At 58.0% G+C, this 22,176-nt stretch carries 19 protein-coding genes and 1 pseudogene; 17 read left to right on the top strand and 3 right to left on the bottom strand.

Annotated features, from left to right (window positions below; translation table 11 throughout):
* Positions 1-107: 107 nt before the first annotated feature.
* Together A5906_RS36475 and A5906_RS36470 are read right to left on the bottom strand one after the other, a co-directional pair.
* Positions 108-1,424, bottom strand: coding sequence for a M20 family metallopeptidase (locus tag A5906_RS36475; protein WP_080139984.1), 1,317 nt, complete (start codon positions 1,422-1,424; stop codon positions 108-110).
* Positions 1,425-1,561: 137 nt separating this feature from the next.
* Entirely contained in the window at positions 1,562-2,329 is a 768-nt protein-coding gene (locus A5906_RS36470) for an SDR family NAD(P)-dependent oxidoreductase (protein WP_080139998.1), read from the bottom strand.
* A 1,300-nt stretch (positions 2,330-3,629) separates the two neighbouring features.
* Here A5906_RS36470 and A5906_RS46290 point away from each other — a divergent pair.
* The 3 genes and pseudogenes from A5906_RS46290 (at position 3,630) to A5906_RS36460 (ending at position 5,011) form a co-directional block, all read left to right on the top strand.
* The gene (locus tag A5906_RS46290; protein WP_347337638.1) at positions 3,630-3,749 is read left to right on the top strand and encodes a hypothetical protein; all 120 of its coding nucleotides are present in this window, start codon (positions 3,630-3,632) and stop codon (positions 3,747-3,749) included.
* A 176-nt stretch (positions 3,750-3,925) separates the two neighbouring features.
* Positions 3,926-4,353 (top strand): annotated as a pseudogene (locus tag A5906_RS46550) (aminotransferase class III-fold pyridoxal phosphate-dependent enzyme).
* Positions 4,354-4,789: 436 nt separating this feature from the next.
* Complete coding sequence (locus tag A5906_RS36460) at positions 4,790-5,011, top strand: hypothetical protein (RefSeq protein WP_080139983.1); 222 nt, start codon at positions 4,790-4,792, stop codon at positions 5,009-5,011.
* A gap of 739 nt (positions 5,012-5,750) precedes the next feature.
* Here the strand turns inward: A5906_RS36460 and A5906_RS36455 are convergent.
* Positions 5,751-6,428 (bottom strand): GntR family transcriptional regulator, encoded by a 678-nt coding sequence (locus A5906_RS36455; protein WP_161495480.1) that lies wholly within the window; start codon positions 6,426-6,428, stop codon positions 5,751-5,753.
* 105 nt (positions 6,429-6,533) lie between these two features.
* Between A5906_RS36455 and pxpA the strand changes: the two genes are divergently transcribed.
* The 14 genes from pxpA (at position 6,534) to A5906_RS36385 (ending at position 21,855) form a co-directional block, all read left to right on the top strand.
* A complete protein-coding gene (pxpA, locus tag A5906_RS36450) occupies positions 6,534-7,259 on the top strand; it encodes a 5-oxoprolinase subunit PxpA (RefSeq protein ID WP_080139981.1) in 726 nt (241 codons plus the stop codon).
* A 59-nt stretch (positions 7,260-7,318) separates the two neighbouring features.
* Positions 7,319-8,395 (top strand): TMAO reductase system periplasmic protein TorT, encoded by a 1,077-nt coding sequence (gene torT, locus A5906_RS36445; protein ID WP_080139980.1) that lies wholly within the window; start codon positions 7,319-7,321, stop codon positions 8,393-8,395.
* Entirely contained in the window at positions 8,392-9,912 is a 1,521-nt protein-coding gene (locus A5906_RS36440) for a sugar ABC transporter ATP-binding protein (protein ID WP_080139978.1), read from the top strand. Before torT ends, A5906_RS36440 begins: the two co-directional genes overlap by 4 nt.
* Positions 9,913-9,923: 11 nt before the next feature.
* The gene (locus tag A5906_RS36435) at positions 9,924-10,943 is read left to right on the top strand and encodes an ABC transporter permease (protein WP_080139976.1); all 1,020 of its coding nucleotides are present in this window, start codon (positions 9,924-9,926) and stop codon (positions 10,941-10,943) included.
* 131 nt (positions 10,944-11,074) lie between these two features.
* On the top strand, positions 11,075-12,460 hold the full coding sequence (locus A5906_RS36430) for an aspartate aminotransferase family protein (RefSeq protein ID WP_080139974.1): 1,386 nt from the start codon (positions 11,075-11,077) through the stop codon (positions 12,458-12,460).
* Positions 12,457-13,362 carry a 5-oxoprolinase subunit B family protein gene (locus A5906_RS36425; RefSeq protein ID WP_201723818.1) on the top strand — a complete coding sequence of 302 codons (906 nt, stop codon included), beginning with the start codon at positions 12,457-12,459 and terminating at the stop codon, positions 13,360-13,362. Before A5906_RS36430 ends, A5906_RS36425 begins: the two co-directional genes overlap by 4 nt.
* A complete protein-coding gene (locus tag A5906_RS36420; protein WP_080139971.1) occupies positions 13,359-14,333 on the top strand; it encodes a 5-oxoprolinase subunit C family protein in 975 nt (324 codons plus the stop codon). Before A5906_RS36425 ends, A5906_RS36420 begins: the two co-directional genes overlap by 4 nt.
* A 16-nt stretch (positions 14,334-14,349) precedes the next feature.
* A complete protein-coding gene (locus A5906_RS36415) occupies positions 14,350-14,595 on the top strand; it encodes an acetyl-CoA carboxylase (RefSeq protein ID WP_347337637.1) in 246 nt (81 codons plus the stop codon).
* Positions 14,596-14,601: 6 nt separating this feature from the next.
* Positions 14,602-15,972, top strand: a complete 1,371-nt coding sequence (locus tag A5906_RS36410) for an acetyl-CoA carboxylase biotin carboxylase subunit (protein ID WP_080139968.1) — start codon at positions 14,602-14,604, stop codon at positions 15,970-15,972.
* A gap of 154 nt (positions 15,973-16,126) precedes the next feature.
* The gene (locus A5906_RS36405) at positions 16,127-17,584 is read left to right on the top strand and encodes an NAD-dependent succinate-semialdehyde dehydrogenase (RefSeq protein WP_080139995.1); all 1,458 of its coding nucleotides are present in this window, start codon (positions 16,127-16,129) and stop codon (positions 17,582-17,584) included.
* 46 nt (positions 17,585-17,630) lie between these two features.
* Positions 17,631-18,719 carry a biotin synthase BioB gene (gene bioB, locus A5906_RS36400; RefSeq protein ID WP_080139966.1) on the top strand — a complete coding sequence of 363 codons (1,089 nt, stop codon included), beginning with the start codon at positions 17,631-17,633 and terminating at the stop codon, positions 18,717-18,719.
* Positions 18,720-18,809: 90 nt separating this feature from the next.
* Positions 18,810-19,979, top strand: a complete 1,170-nt coding sequence (locus tag A5906_RS36395; RefSeq protein WP_080139964.1) for an 8-amino-7-oxononanoate synthase — start codon at positions 18,810-18,812, stop codon at positions 19,977-19,979.
* Positions 19,961-20,590 carry a dethiobiotin synthase gene (gene bioD / locus A5906_RS36390; protein ID WP_080139962.1) on the top strand — a complete coding sequence of 210 codons (630 nt, stop codon included), beginning with the start codon at positions 19,961-19,963 and terminating at the stop codon, positions 20,588-20,590. Before A5906_RS36395 ends, bioD begins: the two co-directional genes overlap by 19 nt.
* The gene (locus A5906_RS36385; protein WP_080139961.1) at positions 20,590-21,855 is read left to right on the top strand and encodes an adenosylmethionine--8-amino-7-oxononanoate transaminase; all 1,266 of its coding nucleotides are present in this window, start codon (positions 20,590-20,592) and stop codon (positions 21,853-21,855) included. The genes bioD and A5906_RS36385 overlap by 1 nt, the downstream gene beginning before the upstream one ends.
* The last annotated feature ends 321 nt before the right edge of the window (positions 21,856-22,176 follow it).

Raw genomic sequence — 22,176 nt, 5'->3', positions numbered from 1 at the left:
TTTCAACACCGACCAGGGCTCGCAGTTCACGGGCGCCGCGTTCACCGGCGTGCTCGCCAGTCATGGCATCGCCTCCGCCGTCCGCACGTTTTCATTCATGAATGTACTCATCTGATTCCGCACCAGTCGATTATTCCGGCGGCCAGAGTTTTCGTTGTCTCCTCCAACGAAGCGATGACTACGTATTCGTCACTACTGTGAAGACCGTCGCCAGATGCGCCGTAGATCATGCTGTCCACACCGGCGCCGGCGTAATGTGCGCAGTCTGCGACAGCGATGAATCCTGTGATCTTCGGCTCACCGCCGAGTTGGACTCGGCGCTTGAAAAGCGACTGTGCAATCGGATGATCGGATGGTGTATTCATCGGCGGGAAATGCAGGCCGCTGAGTTCCCAATGGACCTTAATAGGGTTCTGCTGGAGCCATAGGTCCTGCTGACAGAAGTGGTGCACAAAAGCTTCAAATTCGGAACGCACATCTTCCTTCGTTTGGTTTGGAAGAAATTTGTAGTCGAGATCGATGACCGCGACGTCCGGGATAATTGCGGGATTGGTCATGACGAGCGGCAACCCATCCCGCCCGAGGCCGGCGCCGGCGCGCATGGCGCCTACGTTTATTGTGTTCATCCCCGGCGGCAATAGCGGATGCTGGCGATACCGACACCGCGAGCTTTCGAAGTGTTTAAGAGCGTCCAAAAATCGTGCAGCAATATCGATCGCATTTACTGCTCGCGCCGGCCGATCAGGTTCATCGCGCTGCGGCCAAATTTCATTGTAGCGCCAAGCAGAATGGCCTTGGCGACCCGTAATGGTAACGCGAATCCATTCTAAGCCACCTTCGGAAACCAGGATATTACCCCAGCTTGGCTCAGTGATGATGGCCGCTTTGGCAAGATGACCGCGCTTCACCGCATCAATGGCGCCGAAGCCGCCAGCTTCCTCATCAATGACGGAATGGATGGAAACGCGACCATCAAGTTCGATACCCGCGGCCTTGATGCCTCGGACAGCGGCAATGGCGGCTGCTAGGCCGCTCTTCATATCAATGGCGCCGCGGCCGTAAAGTCTACCGTCTTTAATTTCGGCCCCGAACGGATCCATCGTCCATGCGCTCCGCTCGCCGATCGGCACCACGTCGATGTGGCCGCACAAGAGTAGGCTGCGCTTCTCAGAGCCGGCGAGTTGACCAACCACATTCGGTCTGCCCGGGAACACGTCCCATCGGTCTATCGCCATTCCAAGTGACTCTAGCGTCGGCTCGATCAAGTCTTGAACCGCGCCCTCGCGATTCTGGGTCGGCTCCTTCAGAAACTTTGGATTGACTGATGGAATCTGAACCATCTTACGGGTGAGTTCAGTCACATAACTCCGCTCGCGATCGATCGCCGCCCAGGCAGCTTTTACTGCAGCTTCAACAGATTCCATGATGGCATATTTTCTTGGCATTGCAGTTGACGGTCAGGGTGATCAGGCTAACGGTACGCGCCGGATAACTCCCCGCCGATCATTGCCGCGCGCTCTGGGCCGGTAGAACTTAACGCGCGGTACTCGATCCCACGTCTTCAAGGAAGTGCCACGCCGGTCAACCTGGCGAACTCTGCGATCAGCCGTGCCTGGAATTCCGGATGCGTCGCCTCGTTGGCAGGCGCTTCTTGCTTGAGGTGGCGCCAATAACGCCCGCTGACCTTGGCTGCTGACTCGCCGCTCACGGCGAGCCAACTCTGCGTGCGCTGGCCAGTGTCGATGTCTACCGGGGCGTCAACGCCGCCCATCTTCGTGCGCGCCCAGCCAGGATCGACCGCATGACTTAACACGTGTGGCCAACGTCGCGACAGCGCAAGGGCGAGCGCGACGACGTGAAGCTTGCTTTCCGAGTACGCTCTCGCCCAATCCCAAGGTCGCTTGTTCCAATTGAGATCGCTGAGTGAACCTTCGCCGCCACGGTGCAAGCTGCTGCTGAGGTAAACCAACCGGGCCGGGCGCTCGATTAAAGCCGTCAGCATGTATGGCGCCAGGGAATTGACGGCAAGCGTGTTCGGATGCCCCTCGATCGTCGATCCTCGGGTTCGTTCGGTATAGACGCCGGCATTATGAATGATCGCATCCATGCGACCGATCGCGTTCACTTGATCGGCGATGCTTTTGACCTCTCGCGCGCTGGAGAGATCGCCAATCGCAATACCAGCGGCGCGCGAAGCAATGTCGCCCATGGCAGGAATGCGGTCGTTTGACCTGACATGCAGTAACACTCTGTGGCCTTCGGTCAGTAAGGTCTCGGCCGCCGCGCGTCCCAGGCCGTCCGCGCTTCCTGTAATGAAAACAATAGCCACTTGCTCGCCCTCTTCGATCTTAGCGGGCGCAAACACATATCTCCGCCTGGGTATGTAAGATCCGGATGCCACAGCCAGCCTGCACCGCCCGAGTTTAGGTATACCCGCGCGCCCGCCGAATGAGATTGTGCACGCGGCGCGCATAGAGATCTCCTCCGGGTGCTACGAGATATGAACGATGTCATTCTTCTTCGCCGCGAAGACGGGCATGCAGGGTTCGCCAAACCGCGGCAAAACGGACCGGGCAAGACGTAAAGCCAATCGGCGAGGCTCTCCTTGTCCTTCTTTTGCGCCAAAGCCGGCTCGGCGACCTCTCCTGCCGAGAGTGTGGGTATGTGGGGCTCTTGGTAGGCGCCGGGCGTGCGACATCAAACGTAGTCGTTCAAAATAGATTCCTGTCGAGAGCCGCGAGCCATTGTTTCCAAGGCCTCGACGGCATGCGACTGAAGGAAGCGCACACATGCAACCGGTTAAACAGGCCAGTCATTGCCACATCCTCGTCCTGTCGTGATTGATAGACATCATCTGCTTCGAGACAACTTTCCGGTACAACATGAAAGGGCGACTGAGACACTACTAGTCTTGGTGGGTCGCTGGCCGCGTGACAATTGATCGGTACACCGGAGGAGCGATGACTTGCGAAATGGGCGCATCTCGGGACCGATGAGAGTCACGGAATCCATCTGACCGTCGCTATTGCTCTGCATTCTCGCGCGCAAATCTAGCCACCCGAAGCGAAACTCAGAAGGCAGGTCACGCGCACAGGCGGCTACTAGCGTTGATAGGTTCGGCGGTCTGGTCTCTCAGCTATTCAGGAGAGGCTGATATGTCGGAGCTCTCGCCGCGCGAATGCCTCTCGAATTATGTTTCGGCGGATGATCGACGATTGAAGCGTCGCTGCCAATGACACAGGGCTAGCAGAGGGGTCCACCACGGACATGCCGACTAGCGAGTTAAAGGCGATGCCAACGCTTGAAACTCTAGAATCGAACGTTCGTTCATGCTAACGTTCGTTTCCCGGTATGTTCAGTAGGGCAGATAGATGCATCATGTTGATGGAGGGTGGCCGAAAGCTAATCGACTTCCTCTCTGGTGCAATTACGGGCACAACAACCATGCGATCAAAGCAACGCTCGCTGACTATCTGACTTCGGATGCCGTTATTCGCGGTCTCGATCTGGCTACTCCTGCGAAACGCGAGTATATGGAGACTTCCAGCGCTATGATGACTTAAGTCGCCGGGTCGCATTATCGATTTCAGTTTACGGGACCAACCGGCGCGAATGCTATCGAAGCAGCATTGAAGCTCTCTCACAAAGTCACAGGACGTCAGAATGTTATTTCATTCACGAATGGTTATCACGGCATGAGTTTGGGGGCGATTGCTGCGAGCGGCAATCGGTTCTATCGGCAAGGCTAGTGGAGTACTTTCATGCCCTATGATGGTTATCTTGGGCATGCTGTTGACCACTTGCGAAACGCATTGCTCGATGAGAGTAGCGGCATCGACTTGCCTGCTGCTGTTCTGGTTGAGACCGTCCGGGGAGAGGGGGGAATAAATGTGGCCAGTGCGGATGGGCTAAATCACTCCAAAGCATAGCACGGGAATTCGGTGCTCTCCTTACCGTCGACGATGTCCAAATGGGGTGCGGTCGTACGCGCGAGTTTTTCAGTTTTGAATTCGCAGCGTTATCGCCGGACATTGTTGTATTGCCGAAACGCTAAGTGGATATGGTCTCCCATTGTCTATGCTTTTGATAAAGGAGCAAGTTGACGCGTGGCTGCCAGGAGAGCATACGGGCACCTTTCGAGGGAACAACCTTGCCTTGGTATCTGCAACAGCAGCTATCAACAACTATTGGCGCAACCAAGCATTCTCACAGGCGATTGATCGGACTGGGCAAGTGATGCGTCGGCGCCTCGAGGCCGTCGCAACCGAGCATGGAAACCGCTTTACAGTTCGAGGACGCGGCATGGCATTGGGATTTGATTGTCAGACTGCGGAAATTGCGGGGACTACATGATCGAGCGATGCGGGGCCACTGATCAGGTCATAAAACTTCTGCCTGCGCTCACGATTGATCTTGAGACGCTGTCAAAAGGCATTGAGATCTTCGAGGAGTCTTTGAGGGAGGCGCTGAGGTTGGAAAGAGGCAACCCAGGCTGAGTCCCGGGATCTGACAGCGATACGTCAGAAAAGATTGCGAAGCCACGGTGACAACGCATTGAACAATCGACTTGTAATGTGCCGCTCCAGGTGCGGCGAAGCGCTCGTTGCGCTTAAACGCCACTTCGCTTCGTCTCCGCGAAATTCTTCCCCATCAAACAAGGAGCGTGCAACTACTCATCCGGGCGGAGAGACTCTCAGCTTCCCTTCAGGTTCTTGAGCCCAGGTGCAGATGAGCCAGAAAGCACCGGAACACGTCCCATCCCGATCTGTTTCAACGTTAGAAGAGGCATGTGACGAGCGAATTCGTCGATCCTTTGCGGCGCCCCGTGTCCATCGTCTTTGTTGGCAGGAATCAGCAAGGTAACTGGGTCGTTCGAGAGCAAAACGGCACGTTCGGCGGCGTGTTTGTCGACCGCACTCGAGCCATCAAATTCGTGCTGAAGAGCGAGCGCGCCGAGGCCATCATCGAAATGTCGCCCGGACTTGAGTTCGCTACCATTGCCGAACCTTAAATGGCGTAGTTGAGGGCTCACATCAATCCGACTGCGTGAAAGGATCGTCTGACTAAGTTGCTGCAGCGAGGGCAAGTGTCCAATAGCAACGCGGACTGCACTGAAATTTGCTCGTGAACGTCCTGGAATCGCAATGGATAAAATCGGACCGAATGCTGCAACGCGCGCGTGACGACGCTGGTCATCGATAAGGTTGCGCACACCTGTGTTTACTCCCCCTGATCGGCTTTCTGGATATGAGGGACTCAAACAATTTGATCCAGACAGAAGGCTAAACCGACACGTTTTACCTGCCTGTCTGCACCGGGTGAGGATAGAGTCGCTCTGTCGCCAGATACGCACCACCAAGTCCAATCGCGGGCACAGGATCTGCTCGCAAGTGCTGCGCAGAATGGAGATCAGAAGACCGAACCAGGCGGTCGGCGATGGACGATGGGGGTTTGTCTATCTCTTGGTGGTGCTCGACTGGTTCAGCCGCCCGATGCTATCATGGTGCCTCTTGATCACGATGGAAGCCGCGTCGAGACGCTGACGAACGCTCTCGCTCGCCACGGCAAGCCGGACATCACGGACCGGGGAACGCAGTTAACGGGCGCCTCGTTCACGGGCTGCTCGCCAGCCATGTAACCGCATCGATGAGCTAATTTCGCCGGCCCATTGTCCTCATGACCTCAGACGTCGATAAAAACACGCATCGACAGCTTTCAAATTTCAAGTCGTCGGACATCCGGCTAAGGACTCAGAAGTTGTAGCCATCTAAAATGTCTCTTTGGATGGCGATGGCAGCGCTCTTTGAATCCTGCGCGACAATCGCGTCATACACTTCCTTGTGCCGTCGTGCAGCGCTTTGGAATAGTGCTTCGTTGGGAACGGACTGCCTGATGGAGGGGCCGATGTGCATCCACAGGGGTTCGAGAAGGATGCGGACGAAGGAGAGCCGGCTCATATCGGCAATCAGCATGTGAAAGTGATAATTCGCTTCCAGGAAGTGATCGATGCTGTTTGTTTCCGCAGAGCGGTCAATGTCCCTGACGAATGCCGCGAGTGCAGCCAGTTCATCGCCCGTTCGCAGCATTGCTGCTCGCTCTACCGTGGTGGTCTCCAAGACCATGCGCAGTGTGCAGATGTCTTGCAGCTCCTTTGGGCTGAAATGAGGGACGGCCATGGTCCGATTGGCCGTGGAAACGACGCAGCCGGTACTTTCGAGGCGCTGAAGTGCGTCCCGCACAGGCATCAGGCTGGTGCCCAAACTCTTGGCAAGCGTTCTCAGCGGTAGTTTCTGGCCGGGCATGAACCGGCCCATCATCAGATTTCGCTTCAGGCTGTCGTAGATCTGCTCGTGAAGCATATCCCGCGTGACCGGCGAGAGAACTGGTTCTTGTGAAACTTCGGGAAGGAGGTCGTTTTCTGGGCTCACTGCAAAACTCCGGCTGGATCTTTTTGTTATAACACTGAACAGGCCCGTTGACATTAAAATTCGGGACGGGCAGAATACTGTTATAACACTAGACGGATTGATGGGATGAGCGTCACGCTGAATTGCGATATGGGGGAAAGTTACGGCAATTGGCGCTTTGGCGACGATGCGGGGATCATGCCTTTCATCGATTGCGCCAATATCGCGTGCGGCTTTCACGCCGGCGATCCAATGACCATGATGCGTGCGGTCGAGCTGGCTGCTCGCGAGGGCAAAAGCATTGGGGCTCATCCCTCACTGCCAGATCGTGAAGGCTTTGGCCGGCGTGAGCTGCGCTTGTCCCCCGAAGAACTGCGCGCGGCATTTATCTATCAGATTGGCGCTCTAGCTGGTGTTGCTCGTGCCGTCGGGAAAAACCTGAACCACGTGAAGCCGCACGGCATCATCTACGGTATGGCCGCGCGCGACATGGCGCTCGCTACCGCAGTGGCGGAGGCCGCGAAGAACTTCGACCTTCCCCTCTTCGGCATGGCAGGCACTTTTCACGAGAGCGCGGCCAGAGCAGTGGGGGCACGTTTCGTGGCGGAGTTCTTCGCCGATCTTTCTTACGGCCCGGCCGGTGAACTGATCATTCCGAGGACCCAGTCCGCGGTCGATATCGAAAAGGCGGCCGCCCGTCTCGAGCGCGCGGTGCGGGAGGGCAAAGTCGAGGCGGTCGACGGTACTCTCCTCAACGTCTCCTTCCAAACCGTTTGCATTCACTCGGATCCGCCCAATGCGCGGGACGTCGCCGCAGCCATGCGCCGGGTGCTCGATACCGCTCAGCGGTAAAGCAATCGGGCGTAAGACCCGAAGAACAACAGAACATACTCTTTCAGGAGAAATGGAAAATGAGAGGACTGATGAGGAAGAGCGTGCTTGCGGCCCTGGCGGGTTGCGCCTTCGTGGGAAGTGCGCATAGCCAGCAGCCGGTTACAAGCTTCCCTGTGCAGCTTGTCGACGGGGAAAAGAAGACCGATGCCGACTGGAAGCTTCTGAGCGCCGATGAAGTCACGAAGCCCTGGAACATCTGTGTCCTCTTCCCGCATCTCAAAGACAGCTATTGGGTTGCCGCCGATTATGGCGTCGCCGCCGAGATTCGTCGTACGGGCACGGCAATGACGCTTTACGAGGCCGGAGGGTACACGAACCTTTCGACCCAGCTCAGCCAGATGGATAACTGCATCGCGCAGAAATTCGACGGCATCATTCTCGGCGCGATCAGCGCTGACGGTGTCGGGCCGCTGGTCAAGAGGGCGACGGATGCTGGCATTCCGGTGATCGATTTCGTCAATGGCGTCAAAGAGCCAAGCGTTTCCGGTCATGCCCTCGTCAGCTTCTACGACCTCGCCTACAAGACCGGAAAATACATCGTTGAGCAGTCTGATGGAAAGCCCACCGTCGTTGGCTTCTTTCCGGGCCCGCAGGGAGCGGGCTGGTCCGACGACGCGGTGCGTGGCTTCAGCGATGCAATCAAGGAATCGAAAGTCGAGATTGCGGTGACGCGGCGCGGCGATACCGGCCTGAATGTCCAGCTCGATATGATCAACAACGCGCTACAGACGTACGACAAGCTCAACTGGTTAGTCGGCGTGGACATTGCCGCTCAGGCGGCAGCGGTCGCAGTCCGTAACGCTAATCTAGGAGGGAAGGTCAGCGTCGCAGCGTTCGATATTATCCCGCCGGTCTACGATGATATCGCCGCTGGAGCCGCGAAAGCTTCGCCGACGGACTTTACTGTTCTGCAGGGGCGTCTTGCCGTGGACATGGTCCTTCGACTGTTGCAAGGCCAGAAGTTGCAGGCCAAGCGCGCGGGGCCGAAGCCCCAGATGGTGACCGCGGAAACGGTCAAATCGGTTAGCAAGACCGACATGTTCGCGCCCGCGGGATACAAGGTCGAGTTTTCGATCGAAGCGACCAAGAAATGACCATCGCTAGCGACCTTCAGGAGGGTGAGGTATTTGCCTCGCTCTCCGGCGTATCCAAATTCTACGGAAGTTTCGCGGCATTGAAGGATGTGAGCCTCACGCTTCGGTGCGGCGAGGTTCATATGCTTCTCGGAGAGAATGGGGCGGGTAAGTCAACGCTTGTTTCGTTGCTTATTGGAGCAAACAGGCCAAATGAAGGCGCGCGCGTTCTGTGCGGGCGTGCCTGCCCGGATCTTACCCCGTTGGAGGCGCGCGAGAGTGGAGTCAACGCCGTCTTGCAGGACTTTGGCCTGGCGCCGTCGATGACAGCGCTGGAAAACTATGCGCTTGGCAGAGAAAAAACACGAGGCGGGTTTCTTGACAAGGCCGCAATGCGCGCCGGAATGATGAAGTCGATGGAGAAACTCGGCGTCGCCATCGACCCGGACGCACGCGTCGACACCCTGACACGCGCTGAACAGCAGCTCCTGGAAATCGTACGCGCGCTCGGCGGAAAGCCTGGTGCTTTGATTCTAGACGAACCTACCGCAACCCTCAGCCACGACGAATCGGAGCACCTGTTCTCCACGGTGGAGGTGTTGAAAAGAGAGGGCTGGGCCATTCTCTACATCAGCCATCGGATGGAGGAAATCCGGCGCCTTGGGGACGTCGTGACGATCCTGCGAGACGGACGCTTTGTGAGTTTTCATCGGCTTGCAGACGTGACCAACGAGCGGATGATTGCTGAGATGGTTGGCCGGGAGATAGCGAATTTCTATCCCCAGATTCCACATACTCCAGGCCACGCTGTCTTGGAGGTGAAAGGGCTTTGCTCCGGGCACAAGATCAAGAATGTCTCATTTGAGGTTAAGGCCGGCGAGATTGTCGGTCTTGGTGGGCTTGTTGGTTGCGGCAAGGCGGAGGTCGCCCGGGCGATCTTCGGATTGCAGGGGATTGATGCCGGGGAAATTGTGCTCGTCGGCGAAAGCATCAAGGCCCATTCCCCGCCCGCCATGCTTAAGCGCGGGTTGGTTTACCTGCCGCAGGACCGACGAGGTGAGGCGCTCGCGCTGAACCGCCCGATAGCCGAAAACATGGCAATTGAAGTGCTCGGGGAGGCTGGGTCCGCGTACGCGGGCTTTGTGCGAACTGGCGTCCTCGCGAAGCTTGTGAACAGTCTGCTCGCAAGGCTGAAAGTTCAACCCGCTGAGCCCAACAAAGCAGTTCAGGAGCTTTCAGGCGGGAATCAGCAAAAGGTGGTGCTTGGCCGAGCGCTGAGCCGCAAACGGAATCTCTATATCTTCGATGAACCGACGGCAGGCATCGACGTTGGCGCTCGCCTCGACTTCTACCATCAACTCCAACGGCTGTGCGCCGAAGGCGCTGCAATCCTTCTCATCACTTCCGATCTTCAGGAATTGGTTCATCTCTCTCATCGTGTCCACGTGATGCACGAGGGTTTGTGCACGGCGAGCTTGGAGGGAGATAAGATTAACGAGGAAAGCGTTATCGCATACGCCTTTGGCGAGACGCCGTAAAAGGATCTTCAATGACTCTGATTCGTTCCCAGGCAGGTATCAAACCTTCAGCAGGCGCTAATGCCGTATCGACACTCTTGACGTTCGGTGCGCTGCCCATCGTGTTGGCTATCTGTATCGTGGTGTTCCAGCTTGGAAATCCGCGCTTCCTCAGCTCGGCCAACTTGCTCAACATCTTGCAACAAGGCGTATTCCTGATGCTGATTGCATTCGGGCAGATGCTTGTTCTGCTTGCTGGCGGTTTTGATCTGTCGGTGGGCTCAGTTGTTGCGCTGACTTCCATCATATCGGCGCAGGTCATGGTTGCGGTTTCGCTGGCCTTTCCGGAAGCACCTGGTTTTGCTATTGGCGCAGGTTTCCTCGCGACCATTCTCGTAGGTCTGGTCTGTGGGTTAGTAAATGGGCTTGGTGTCGCGGTACTGAAGGTGAACGCCTTCATTGTGACCCTCGCGACGGCCTCGATCTTCCGCGGCGTGACGCTTGTTATCTCACAGGGCTTGCAGGTAAGCGGCCTGCCGCGTGACTTCGTCTATGGCATCGGATCTGGTTTCTTCCTCGGCCTGCCTGTCTCGTTCTTCTTCGCACTGCCAGCACTGCTCGCCATCTTTCTACTCGTCCGGCAGATGCGTTTCGGCCGCTACATCTATGCCATCGGCTCCAACATCCGCTCTGCCATGGTGGCCGGCGTACAAATCAACCGCTATCTTATCGCCTGCTATATGCTGTGCGCGACGATCACCGCTTTCGCTGGCTGGCTTTTGACCGCACGCGTGTCCTCGGGCGAACCATTGCTCGGCGGCGAATTTCCGCTCAATTCGATCGCGGCAGCGGTCATCGGCGGATGCTCCCTTCGTGGTGGCGAGGGGTCGCCGACCGGAGTGTTCATGGGCGTGGTCTTCATCACCGTGCTGGCGAACGGCATGGACCTTCTACGGATAGGCTCGAACTATCAGATGATCGTGCTGGGGCTCGTGCTCGTTGGTGCGGTCGTTCTCGATCGCTATCGGCTCACGGACGCAACCAAGCGCTGACGAAGTGCTGGGCGGCCTGTTTTGATCCGGCCGCCTCCGTTTCCAACGAAGACGCCACCCGCACCGTTTTTATATCTGAGGTGTTGCTCCGGGGCACGCCACTCGGACGGCCGATAGTAAGGACTACCACGATGGTCAAACAGCTTTCGAATTCGCTAGCTCATACCGACGTCTCCAAAACATTGCACCCTTACACGGATGCGCGCGCCCATGAACGGCAAGGACCACTCATCATTGATCGCGGTAAAGGAATCTACGTCTACGATGATGCCGGCAAGGAATATATCGAGGGTCTGGCGGGGCTGTGGTCTGTGGCTGTCGGGTTCGATGAACCTCGGCTTGTGGCAGTCGCGAGCGCGCAGATGGCCAAGCTTCCCTACTACCACACGTTCAGCCACAAGGCGCAGGAGCCGTCGATCCGGCTCGCTGAAAAAATTGTCGGAATGACCCCCGCTCCCCTGAGCCGCGTCTTCTTCACGAGCTCTGGTTCGGAAGCCAACGACACCATGATTAAAATGGTGTGGTACATGAACAATGCATTGGGGCGACCCAAGAAAAAGAAGTTCCTTGCGCGCAATCGCGCCTATCACGGTGTCACGGTGGCGTCGGGCAGTTTGACCGGGCTGCCTAACAACCATACCGACTTTGATCTGCCGATTATTCCTGTCACCCACTTAACCTGTCCGCATTTTTATCGTTTCGCTCACACCGGCGAAACAGAGACTGAATTTGCCGCGCGCCTCGTCGCGGAGGCCGAAGCGGTGATCCTACAGGAAGGGCCAGAAACGGTCGCGGCCTTCATTGGCGAGCCGCTTATGGCGGCCGGCGGTGTGATGCCGCCTCCTGCAGGGTACTGGCAAGGCATCGCAGCGCTGTGCCGCAAGTATGACATTCTGCTGGTCGCCGACGAGGTGATTTGTGGCTTCGGGCGGCTAGGAGCGGCTTTTGGCTGCGAGCACTATGATTTTACGCCGGATATCATGATTGTCTCGAAGCAGCTGACCTCATCATACATGCCGCTTGCCGCTGTGATCTTTTCGCAAAAGGTTTACGATGCCATTGCCGACAACACGGCGAAAATCGGTACCTTCGGTCACGGGTTTACTGCGTCAGGACATCCTGTTGCGACCGCGGTAGCTTTGGAAAATCTCGAGATCATCGAAGAGCGCGATCTCGTTGGAAACGCCGCGCGTATGGGGCGAATTCTTCAGACTCGGCTTGGCGAGCTTAGCGAACATCCGCTTGTAGGCGAAGTGAGAGGAGCAGGGCTAATAGCCGGGATTGAACTTGTCTCCGACAAGAAAACACGTCGTCCTTTTGGCGCCGCCGGCAAGCTTGGAGCAATGGCGTTTGTGGCGGCCCAAAACCACGGCCTCATCGTGCGCGCGATCGGCGACACGATCGCCCTGTGCCCTCCACTCATCATCAATGAGGATCAGGTGCACGAATTGGTCGCCCGTCTGAGCGATGCGCTCGACGATGCAGCCCAATGGCGATCCGCCGAGAACCTTAGTTGACGGTCAGCGAGGAGGGGTTTGTGATTTACGAACAGCCAAAGTGTCTGCCTGCTGGCGACCGATATCTGCTGATTGAGTTTGGTAACGAGATGAATCTCGATCTCAACTTCACGGCACAAGGCCTGGCATCAGCGGCTGCGGAGGCAAAGGTGAAGGGCGTCATCGAAACGGCGCCTTGCTTTGCTTCGCTTCTCGTTCATTATGAGCCGACGCTGATCGGTTATGATGATGTAGTGCGCGAGTTCTCTCGGCTTTTGGGCTCTCTGGGCTCATCGGACGATATCGAATTGGAAAGCCGGCTGTTCTACCTGCCGACCCTCTACCTCGATCCGTGGACGAAGGCTTGTGTCGAAGACTACTGCGCGAAGATCGCGAGGAAGGTGCCAGATCCCGAGCTGCTGGTGCAGCAAAATGGCCTTAAGGATACCAACCATCTCGTTCGGCTTCACTCGTCCTCGGAGTATTGGGTTGCATCACTGGGCTTCTGGCCGGGGCTGCCTTTCTTGATGGCGCTCGACCCGCGGGCGCGTCTGACGGCCCCCAAATACAACCCTCCGCGGACGGACACGCCGGAGGGGGCGGTTGGATTGGGCGGCGCGGCAAACTCCATCTATCCTGTCGCCACGCCCGGCGGCTACCAGATCTTTGCGCGCACGCCGGTGCCAATCTGGGATCCGACTGGCAAACGCCCGGCTTTCGAGGGAAGTCTGTGCCTCTTTCGTCCAGGAGATCGCATCAAGTTCGTTCCAGTCTCACGCGAGGAATACGACGACGCTGAGGTCGCGGTGAAGGAGGGGTGCTACGACTACACGATCGTGGAATACCAGAAGTTCGCGGTCCGTAACTACAACAACTGGGTCTCGAAGGTGGGCGGGGCCAACAACGCGCGTGTATCGACATGATCAAGGTCTTGAAAGCCGGACTTGAAACATCGATCCAAGACTATCCAGGCCGCATCGGATATTGGAATCAAGGCTTTCCACCCTCTGGTCCTATGGATAGCTGGTCATTCCGCTTCGCGAACGTGCTCGTCGGCAATCAGCCCGGAGCTGCGGGCCTTGAATGCCAGTTCCTAGGGCCTACGCTTTTCTTCGATGCTGACACCGTGATCGCCGTTACGGGTGCAGACATGCGCCCGGCACTCGATGGCGAGCCATTCCCCATGTGGCAGTCGGTCGCCGTAAGAGCGCGGCAGACACTTGCCCTAGGGGCAGCTCGTGTCGGTGGCCGTGCCTACATCGCGGTCGCTGGTGGGTTCGCGAATGAGGAAAGGCTTGGTTCGCGCTCCACCTTCAACAAAGCTGGCGTCGGCGGCATAGATGGCCATTCCATCAAGGCCGGACAGGACTTGCCAGTTGCTGAAGGGAGAGGGACCCCCGGCCTCTTGGTTCCCAACGAGCATAGGCCTGACATCCGCACAGACCGAACGTGGACGATCGAGGTCTGCGCGGGGCCAAATGATGACTGGATCGACGATGCTGGTAAGAAGCGCTTTCTGAGCTCGGCGTGGACACTTTCCGCCAAGTCGGATCGCACCGGCTTCCGCCTGCAAGGCCCCGAATGGACGTTCACAGAGAAGGCTTACAACAAGCCGAAAGAACACGGATCGTTACCGTCCAACATTATCGATCACGGTTATCCTTTGGGAGCGATCAATCTCGCCGGCCAAACGCCTATCATACTGGTGAATGACGGTCCCTCAATGGGAGGCTTCATCAACCCCTATACGGTTCCCTCAGCTGCATTCTGGAAGTTGGGTCAGGCGAGGCCCGGGGAGCACCTGCACTTCCGGCTCGTCAGCGTCGCGGAAGCTCAACGCATGGCCAAGCAAATTGCTGAACGTTGCGTGCGCGAAATTCTTGTAAACGCCTGATCCTTAAGAAGAGGAAATGTCCGACATGGTCAAACAAGTTCTGGCGCCCCTGCCAGGTCTTTTCTATCGCAAACCCTCCCCGGACGCCGCTCCGTTCAAGCAGGAAGGTGATCCCGTCGCGGCCGGCGAAACGATCGGGCTCATTGAAGCGATGAAATCCTTCTTTCCGGTTGAGGCGGACGTTGCCGGCACGCTCGCTCGGTTTTTGGCGCAGGATGGCGACACCGTCGACGCCGATCAAGCCATTGCTGAATTGGAGTAGCTCGTCATGGCTATCAAGTCGCTCTTCATCGCCAATCGCGGCGAAATTGCCGTGCGAATTAACAAGGCGGCAAAGGCCTTGGGGATTCGGACCGTTCAGGCTGCAAGCGAGGCGGACCTGGACTCGCTTGCTTGCCGTCTGGCCGACGAGGTGGTCGTGATCGGTCCACCGCAAGCCGCGAAGTCTTATCTGGACGTGGAGGCGATCGTTCAGGCAATCAAGGCAAGTGGCGCCGACGCGGTGCACCCGGGCTACGGCTTCTTGTCCGAGAACCCGCGGTTCGTCTCAGCTGTAGAGGCGGCAGGGATCACGTTTGTAGGTCCGGACGCGGCAACGATCGCAAAGATGGGCGACAAAGCAATGGCGCGCGCTGAGGCCGTGGCAGCGGGCGTTCCCGTCGTTCCAGGAAGTGACGGCCGGATCGGTGACCTCGCCGATGCGCGCCGACAGGCCGCCCGCATAGGCTATCCTGTCATGATCAAAGCGAGCGCCGGCGGAGGCGGTCGCGGCATCCGTATCGTGGAGGACGAGGCCAGCCTGGAAAAACTGGTGCCGCAGGCCATGGCGGAAGCGCGTGCTTCCTTCGGCGACGACGGTTTGTACATGGAGCGGTACATCCAGCATGCACGCCATATCGAGGTGCAGGTGTTGGGGGACGGCACAGACGTCGTGCATTTGTTCGAGCGGGAATGCTCGCTTCAGCGCAAGCGCCAGAAGGTGTGGGAGGAGGCACCTGCGGCTATGCTGCCGAGGTCGGTCCGCGATGCCCTTGGTGCTTCAGCTGTTCTACTCGCAAGGCGGGTGAACTACCGCAATGCAGGTACGCTTGAATACCTCTACGACAGCAAGACTCAGGAGTTCTTCTTCATCGAAATGAACACCCGGATCCAGGTGGAACATCCAATCACCGAGGCAATCACGGGAATTGATGTTGTGCAGGCCCAGCTCAGGATCGCCGGGGGCGAGCGATTGTGGTTCGGACAGGGTGACATCACGCAAACCGGTCACGCGATCGAAGTGCGTATCAACGCCGAGAATCCGGCCAAGATGTTCATGCCCTCGCCCGGCTTGGTGGCAACATATAGCCCACCGGAAGGCAGCAATATCCGCTTCGATACGCTGCTGTTCGAAGGCTATCGGATAGTGCCCTATTACGACTCTCTTGTCGGTAAGTTGATTGTCTGGGCACCGGATCGTCGCGCCGCAATCGTCACCCTGCAGACCGCGTTGAATAGTCTCAAGGTAGAGGGGATCCACACGACAGTGCCGCTACATAAGGCACTTGCCAGGGATAATGACGTGGGTGAGGGCGCTTTCCACACAGCCTGGTTGGAGAGCTGGATGGCCGGCGGCGCGCTGGAGGCTAGCCGCTTCTAGCGCATTCAAATGCAAACCTTTGCGGGTTTGCTCCCTGGATCCAATTCGAAAGCCCGACAGCTTTAGACATCGGCGGCGTTCCGCAAAAAGCCTGACGAATTTACCACTGCCGCAGCAAATGCGGCCCTCCAACACGACGAGCGGAGTTATGGACATGAAGCATCAACGCTATGGCAATCTGCTAGTTCAGGCTGCCCTGATTGACGGTAAGTGGATCGGCGCAGCTACAGGAAATACGATTGCGGTCATGAATCCCGCCACGCGGGAGGCGATCGGTACTGTCCCAGATATGTCGCGTGCCGAAACGCGGTCCGCGATCGAAGCCGCCGAACGTGCCTTCGGACCGTGGAAGCGGAAAACACATGCCGAGCGTGGGGCCTTGCTGGAGGCCTGGCACAGGCTCATGATCGAAAATCTGGAAGATCTCGCGCAACTTCTCACGTTGGAGCAGGGCAAGCCGCTGGACGAAGCGCGAGGCGAAATACGATACGGTGCGTCCTTTGTGAAATGGTTCGCGGAAGAGGCTCGGCGCATCGGAGGCCATACGATTCCGTCTCCGACAGCTGATCGCCGTATCGTGGTGCTGAAGGAGCCGGTCGGCGTTTGCGGCATTATCACTCCGTGGAATTTTCCAAACGCCATGATCACGAGAAAGGTCGCCCCCGCGCTGGCAGCAGGTTGTACAGTCGTCATCAAGCCATCGGAATTCACCCCCTACTCCGCAATCGCGCTTGGTTTACTAGCGGAGCGAGCCGGAATACCATCGGGCGTCGTCAATATTGTTACAGGTATGCCGACAGAAATTGGCAACGAGCTGCTGCAGAATGAGACGGTTCGAAAGATCTCGTTCACCGGATCGACGCGCGTCGGGTCCATACTGATGCGAGGCGCAGCCGACAGTGTGAAGCGGCTCTCTCTCGAGCTCGGCGGCAATGCGCCATTTATCGTATTCGACGATGCCGATCTCGACGCCGCAGTTGAGGGAGCTATCGTTTCAAAATTTCGCAATGGCGGTCAAACCTGCGTGTGCGCGAACCGCATTCTGGCGCAGGCCGGCATCTATGATGTGTTCGCGGAAAAGCTGAGCGCCCGCGTAAACACGATGACGGTCGGTGACGGTACGCAGCCTGGCGTCTCGATCGGTCCAATGATCAACGAAGCGGCCGTGGTCAAGATCAATCGCCATCTAGAAGATGCATTCGCGAAGGGCGCGAAGGCCACCACTAAGGGGCACGTTCTGCCGCCGGGCACGCAATATGTCGCGCCTGTCGTCTTGACCGGCGCAACGACGCAGATGCAACTTGCAAGTGAGGAAACCTTCGGTCCCGTGGCACCGCTCTTCCGTTTCGAGACGGAAGAGGAGGCAATCGCGATTGCCAATGGGACGCCTTTCGGATTGGCCGCCTATTTCTACACCGAGAGTCTCAAGCGTGCTTGGCGTGTCGGCGAGGCGCTCGAATTTGGCATGGTCGGCCTGAACACGGGGCTGATCTCGACGGAGGTCGCACCCTTCGGCGGGGTAAAGCAGTCGGGGCTTGGTCGAGAGGGGGCTCAGGTCGGCATCGAGGAATATCTGGAAATGAAGACCTTCCATATCGGCGGCCTCAATTGAAGCCGCCTCCTCGATTCTGACTGATCTCGTGTAAGGAAGTGCAGCAATGGCCGCAATTGGAAGCATTACGATTCAGGCGCCCGATACCGCGTGCGCAAAGCCGAACGATGACCGCGAAATCGCACTCGTGCGTCATGATTGGAAACGCGCCGAGACGGAGGCGTTGTATGGCCTGCCGTTTTCCGACTTGGTGTTTCGCGCTCAGACCACTCACCGCCATCACTTCGACCCAAACCTTATGGAGACGGCTAGTCTACTCAGCATTAAGACCGGCGGCTGCCCAGAGGATTGCGGCTATTGCTCGCAGAGCGCCCACTACGAGACCGGATTAAAGGCAACCCGCCTGATGGACAAGGCGGACGTGATCGCGACGGCGCGGCGTGCCAAGGATGCCGGCGCAGCGCGCTTCTGCATGGCGGCCGCTTGGCGCAATCCGAAGGATCGCGACCTCGACCGGGTCTGCGAGATGGTCAGCGCAGTCAAGAGGCTTGGCATGGAGACGTGCGTCACGCTCGGCATGCTGACGCCATCGCAGGCCGAGCGGCTGCGGGACGCCGGTCTCGACTTCTACAATCACAATATCGACACCTCGCCTGAGCACTACGATAAGATCATCACCACCCGCACCTTGCAGGACCGCATCGCAACGCTAGACCACGTGCGCGCGGCTGGAATCAAGGTCTGTTGTGGCGGGATCATCGGCATGGGCGAGCAGACAACCGATCGACTTGGCATGCTGGTGCTGCTCGCCAACATGACCGTTCACCCGGAGAGTGTTCCCATCAATCTCTGGAATGAGGTCAAGGGCGTGCCTGTCAACGTCAGCGCGGAACGACCGGATCCCATCGATGTGGTGCGTCTCGTTGCGGTAGCGCGCATCATGATGCCAAGAAGCGTGGTCCGGCTCTCCGCCGGACGGCAGTACATGACCGATGAATTGCAGGCACTCTGCTTCCTTGCCGGTGCCAACTCGATCTTCATCGGGGACGTATTGCTGACCACGCGCAACCCGCAGCGCGACCGCGACGCCGGGCTGCTGGGGCGGCTCGGTATCAAATCCAATCTCGACCAAATGCAACCGGTTAGGGGACAGCCTGCGCCAGCTCATGACGACGTTCAGACCGGGTGGCCCTGAGCCCGGCGCTGGCCCTCATCGGGTGTTTTTTGCGATTGGCTCCTGACCGAACGATTCGCGCGAACTCCTCTCTGCCCACGGGATTGATTGATGGCTTCAACACGCAAGGGCACACTGGCCATTTATGAAGCCGCCTTGCGAGCGCTCAAGGAGCAGGACCGGCTGCGGCTCCTCGCCCCCCGTTCCGGGATCGACTTTGGATCCAATGACTATCTCGCGCTAGCAAGTGCGCCGCGCATGAAGAAGGCTGTGTCGACGGCACTTGCAGCAGGCACTCCGATTGGGGCCGGCGGTTCACGGCTGCTGCGCGGGAACTGCGACGAGCACGAACGTCTCGAAGCATTTGCCGCGCGCTTTTTCGGGGCTGAGACGACGCTGTTTTTCGGCGCCGGATATATGGCGAATTTTGCCATCCTAACGACGCTGCCGCAACGGGGCGATCTTCTGGTGCTCGATTCGCTCGTGCACGCAAGTATTCACGAAGGCGCACGGGCCGGACGAGCCGAGTTTCGCGAAAGCGCTCACAACGACCCGATGTCGGTCGAAAACACAATTCGGGACTGGCGCGACAAAGGCGGAAAGGGCCGCGTCTGGATCGTGGCCGAAAGTCTGTACAGCATGGACGGTGATTTCGCGCCGCTCGAGGAGCTCGTCGCCATCGCCGATAGGCATGATGCGTTCCTGGTGGTCGATGAAGCCCATGCCACTGGTGTATACGGCGAGCAGGGAAGGGGGCTGACCGCTCCGTATGAAGGTCGCGAGAACCTGGTTGTCGTGCATACCTGTGGCAAGGCGTTGGGCGCTGCTGGTGCCCTCGTTACCGCAAGCCGGGTGCTGCGCGACTTCATGGTCAACCGTTGCCGTCCATTCATCTTTGCGACCGCCCCGTCTCCTTTGCTGGCTGTTGCCGTGCAGGAGGCGCTCTCAATTTTGAAGGATGAACCGGAACGGCTGCAGCGCCTCGCCAGCTTGGTCGCCTTCACACATCGGGAGATCCGCTTGCGCGCTGGCCGGAGTCCCTCCGATTCCCAGATTGTCCCTTACATTGTCGGGGACAATGCGCGCGCCATAAAACTGGCCTCGGCGCTGCAGGCTCGTGGGTTTGACGTTCGCGGAATCAGGCCGCCGACCGTGCCAGCGGGCACAGCTCGGCTGCGGATCTCCCTGACGCTGAATGTCGGAGAAAACGATGTGCGCGCGCTACTCGATGCCCTAATGGAAGAGACCGGAAGCGAGGCCAGATGGCTCGGCGAATCGTGATCACCGGCACCGACACTGACATCGGCAAGACGGTCTTTGCCGCGGGCCTTGTCAATTTTCTTAGCGCCAATTATTGGAAACCTGTCCAGGCCGGTCTTCGAGGCGAGACCGATTCCGAGACGGTTAAACGATTGGCCGAGGTTCCCGGCGATCGGATTGTTCCGGAGCGGTATCGCCTTGAAACGCCTGCATCACCACATCTGGCGGCTGAACTTGATCGGATGCACATCGACGCTGTGTCGCTTGAGGTGCCGGACACCGGGGATCGCCCGCTTGTGATCGAGGGCGCAGGTGGGCTGATGGTGCCTCTCAATCGTAACGAACTTTATATCGACGTCTTTACGCGATGGCAGTTGTCAATCGTTCTTTGCGCGCGCACCGCGCTCGGTACTATCAATCATTCGCTGCTTTCGATCGAGGCATTGCGAAATCGCAACATAAAAATTCTCGGTATCGCGTTCATCGGAGAAGAGAATATCGATACGGAGAGCACGATCTGCCAGATTGGACGAGTACGGAGGCTCGGCCGACTACCCTGGCTTGCTCCGCTCACGGCCAATGCGCTTCAAACTACCTTCAAGGCCTCATTCCATCGCGACGATTTTGATTAATGATGGACAAGGCGATGTCGCGGATCTGGCATCCATTTACCCAACATGCGCTGCAAAGCGGGATGACAAAGATTGCGCGCGGCGAAGGCGCGTATCTTTATACGGAGGATGGCCGGCGCATCATCGACGCGATCGCATCATGGTGGGTCGTGACCCATGGCCACTGCCATCCACAGATCGTGAGCGCCATTCAAAAGCAGGCGGAAACTCTCAATCAGATCATCTTTGCGGGCCACACCCATGAACCCGCCGAACAGGTTGCCACCCTGCTCTTGAAGCTCGCGCCCCGCGGCCTCAACCACGTCTTCTTCTCCGACAGTGGCTCGACCAGCGCGGAGGTCGCACTGAAAATGGCGCTTGGTTATTGGCGGAATATTGGTGAACCGCGCTCACGTATCGTCGTGATGCAGCATTCCTATCATGGCGACACGGTGGGAACAATGTCGATCGGCGCGCGGGGCGTGTTCAATGCGGCGTACGAGCCGCTTCTGTTCGAGGTCACCTCAGTTCCGTTTCCGGCGCGTGGCCATGAACAAGAGACGCTCGATGCACTCGAGGCCGCGTGTCGCAACGAAAATCCAGCAGGCTTCATTGTTGAGCCCTTGATCCTCGGCGCCGGCGGGATGCTCATGTATCCCGCCTGGGTCCTGAGGGAAATGAAACGGATTTGTGAGACCTCAGACGTCCTGTTTATTGCCGACGAGGTCATGACCGGCTGGGGCCGGACCGGAACACTATTCGCTTGCGAACAGGCAAGTGTCACGCCCGACATTGCCTGCTATTCCAAGGGCCTTACGGGTGGCTCTCTTCCGCTTGCAGTGACGCTCTGCCGCGCGGAGATTTTCGACGCGCATTATTCGAGGGACCGTGCGCGCACCTTCTTCCACTCAAGTTCTTACACGGCAAATCCAGTGGCGTGCGCCGCCGCCAAGGCGAACCTCGATCTTTGGCAAGGTAATGAAATTTACGAGCGCGTCGCTTCCGTCGCTGCAATGCAGGAACAGCAGATCGCGCCATTTCGCGGGGATGAGCGATTCACCAGCGTCCGTCGGACCGGTACAATCACAGCACTTGAACTGAAAGTGGGTGACGAGGGATATCTCGCCAATATCGGTCCGAGGCTTCTGGCGTTCTTTAACGATCGAAATCTACTGCTGCGCCCGCTTGGCAACACGATATACGTCCTGCCGCCGTATTGCGTCACGGCGGCAGACCTCGACGAAATCTACACCGCAATAAACGATGCAGCCGATGAGTTGGTATAGAGGGGGCTCAATCGCCCGCTGATGGATACGATGCGAAAGATCCGCGTTGTCGATCAGCGTTCGCAGTTCCTCCTGACTGCGCCACCGTGTAGGGGGCTTTTTTTGCGCAAGTTTAGAGTGTTGGCGGGATCCTAAGGTAGCGAACAATCGAATCTTAAGTCGTGCGAATATCATTGCATCATCTCAAACGTAGGGGACTTCGGCCGCCATGGATACTGCCGACGCTAGCCAGCTTGCTTCAAGCACGAGCTTTGGCATTTGGGTCAATCGACAAAAGGAGTAGGCGACCGTCCTGAAGCTCGCGCCTAACGATTCAACCGC

The sequence above is a fragment of the Bradyrhizobium sacchari genome, assembly GCF_002068095.1.
Classification (GTDB): Bacteria; Pseudomonadota; Alphaproteobacteria; order Rhizobiales; family Xanthobacteraceae; genus Bradyrhizobium; species Bradyrhizobium sacchari.
The sequence above is the reverse complement of the archived record's forward strand: the minus strand, read 5'-3'. Positions and strand labels throughout refer to the sequence as shown.

What these genes read in the sequence shown, in the direction of transcription:
- bioD (WP_080139962.1), top strand. Translation starts at nt 19,961, where the DNA reads ATGGCTCGGCGAATCGTGATCACCGGCACCGACACTGACATCGGCAAG.
- A5906_RS36475 (WP_080139984.1), bottom strand. Translation starts at nt 1,424, where the DNA reads ATGGAATCTGTTGAAGCTGCAGTAAAAGCTGCCTGGGCGGCGATCGAT.
- bioB (WP_080139966.1), top strand. Translation starts at nt 17,631, where the DNA reads ATGGCCGCAATTGGAAGCATTACGATTCAGGCGCCCGATACCGCGTGC.
- torT (WP_080139980.1), top strand. Translation starts at nt 7,319, where the DNA reads ATGAGAGGACTGATGAGGAAGAGCGTGCTTGCGGCCCTGGCGGGTTGC.
- pxpA (WP_080139981.1), top strand. Translation starts at nt 6,534, where the DNA reads ATGAGCGTCACGCTGAATTGCGATATGGGGGAAAGTTACGGCAATTGG.
- A5906_RS36385 (WP_080139961.1), top strand. Translation starts at nt 20,590, where the DNA reads ATGATGGACAAGGCGATGTCGCGGATCTGGCATCCATTTACCCAACAT.
- A5906_RS36430 (WP_080139974.1), top strand. Translation starts at nt 11,075, where the DNA reads ATGGTCAAACAGCTTTCGAATTCGCTAGCTCATACCGACGTCTCCAAA.
- A5906_RS36415 (WP_347337637.1), top strand. Translation starts at nt 14,350, where the DNA reads ATGTCCGACATGGTCAAACAAGTTCTGGCGCCCCTGCCAGGTCTTTTC.
- A5906_RS36410 (WP_080139968.1), top strand. Translation starts at nt 14,602, where the DNA reads ATGGCTATCAAGTCGCTCTTCATCGCCAATCGCGGCGAAATTGCCGTG.
- A5906_RS36420 (WP_080139971.1), top strand. Translation starts at nt 13,359, where the DNA reads ATGATCAAGGTCTTGAAAGCCGGACTTGAAACATCGATCCAAGACTAT.
- A5906_RS36405 (WP_080139995.1), top strand. Translation starts at nt 16,127, where the DNA reads ATGAAGCATCAACGCTATGGCAATCTGCTAGTTCAGGCTGCCCTGATT.
- A5906_RS36440 (WP_080139978.1), top strand. Translation starts at nt 8,392, where the DNA reads ATGACCATCGCTAGCGACCTTCAGGAGGGTGAGGTATTTGCCTCGCTC.
- A5906_RS36395 (WP_080139964.1), top strand. Translation starts at nt 18,810, where the DNA reads ATGGCTTCAACACGCAAGGGCACACTGGCCATTTATGAAGCCGCCTTG.
- A5906_RS36435 (WP_080139976.1), top strand. Translation starts at nt 9,924, where the DNA reads ATGACTCTGATTCGTTCCCAGGCAGGTATCAAACCTTCAGCAGGCGCT.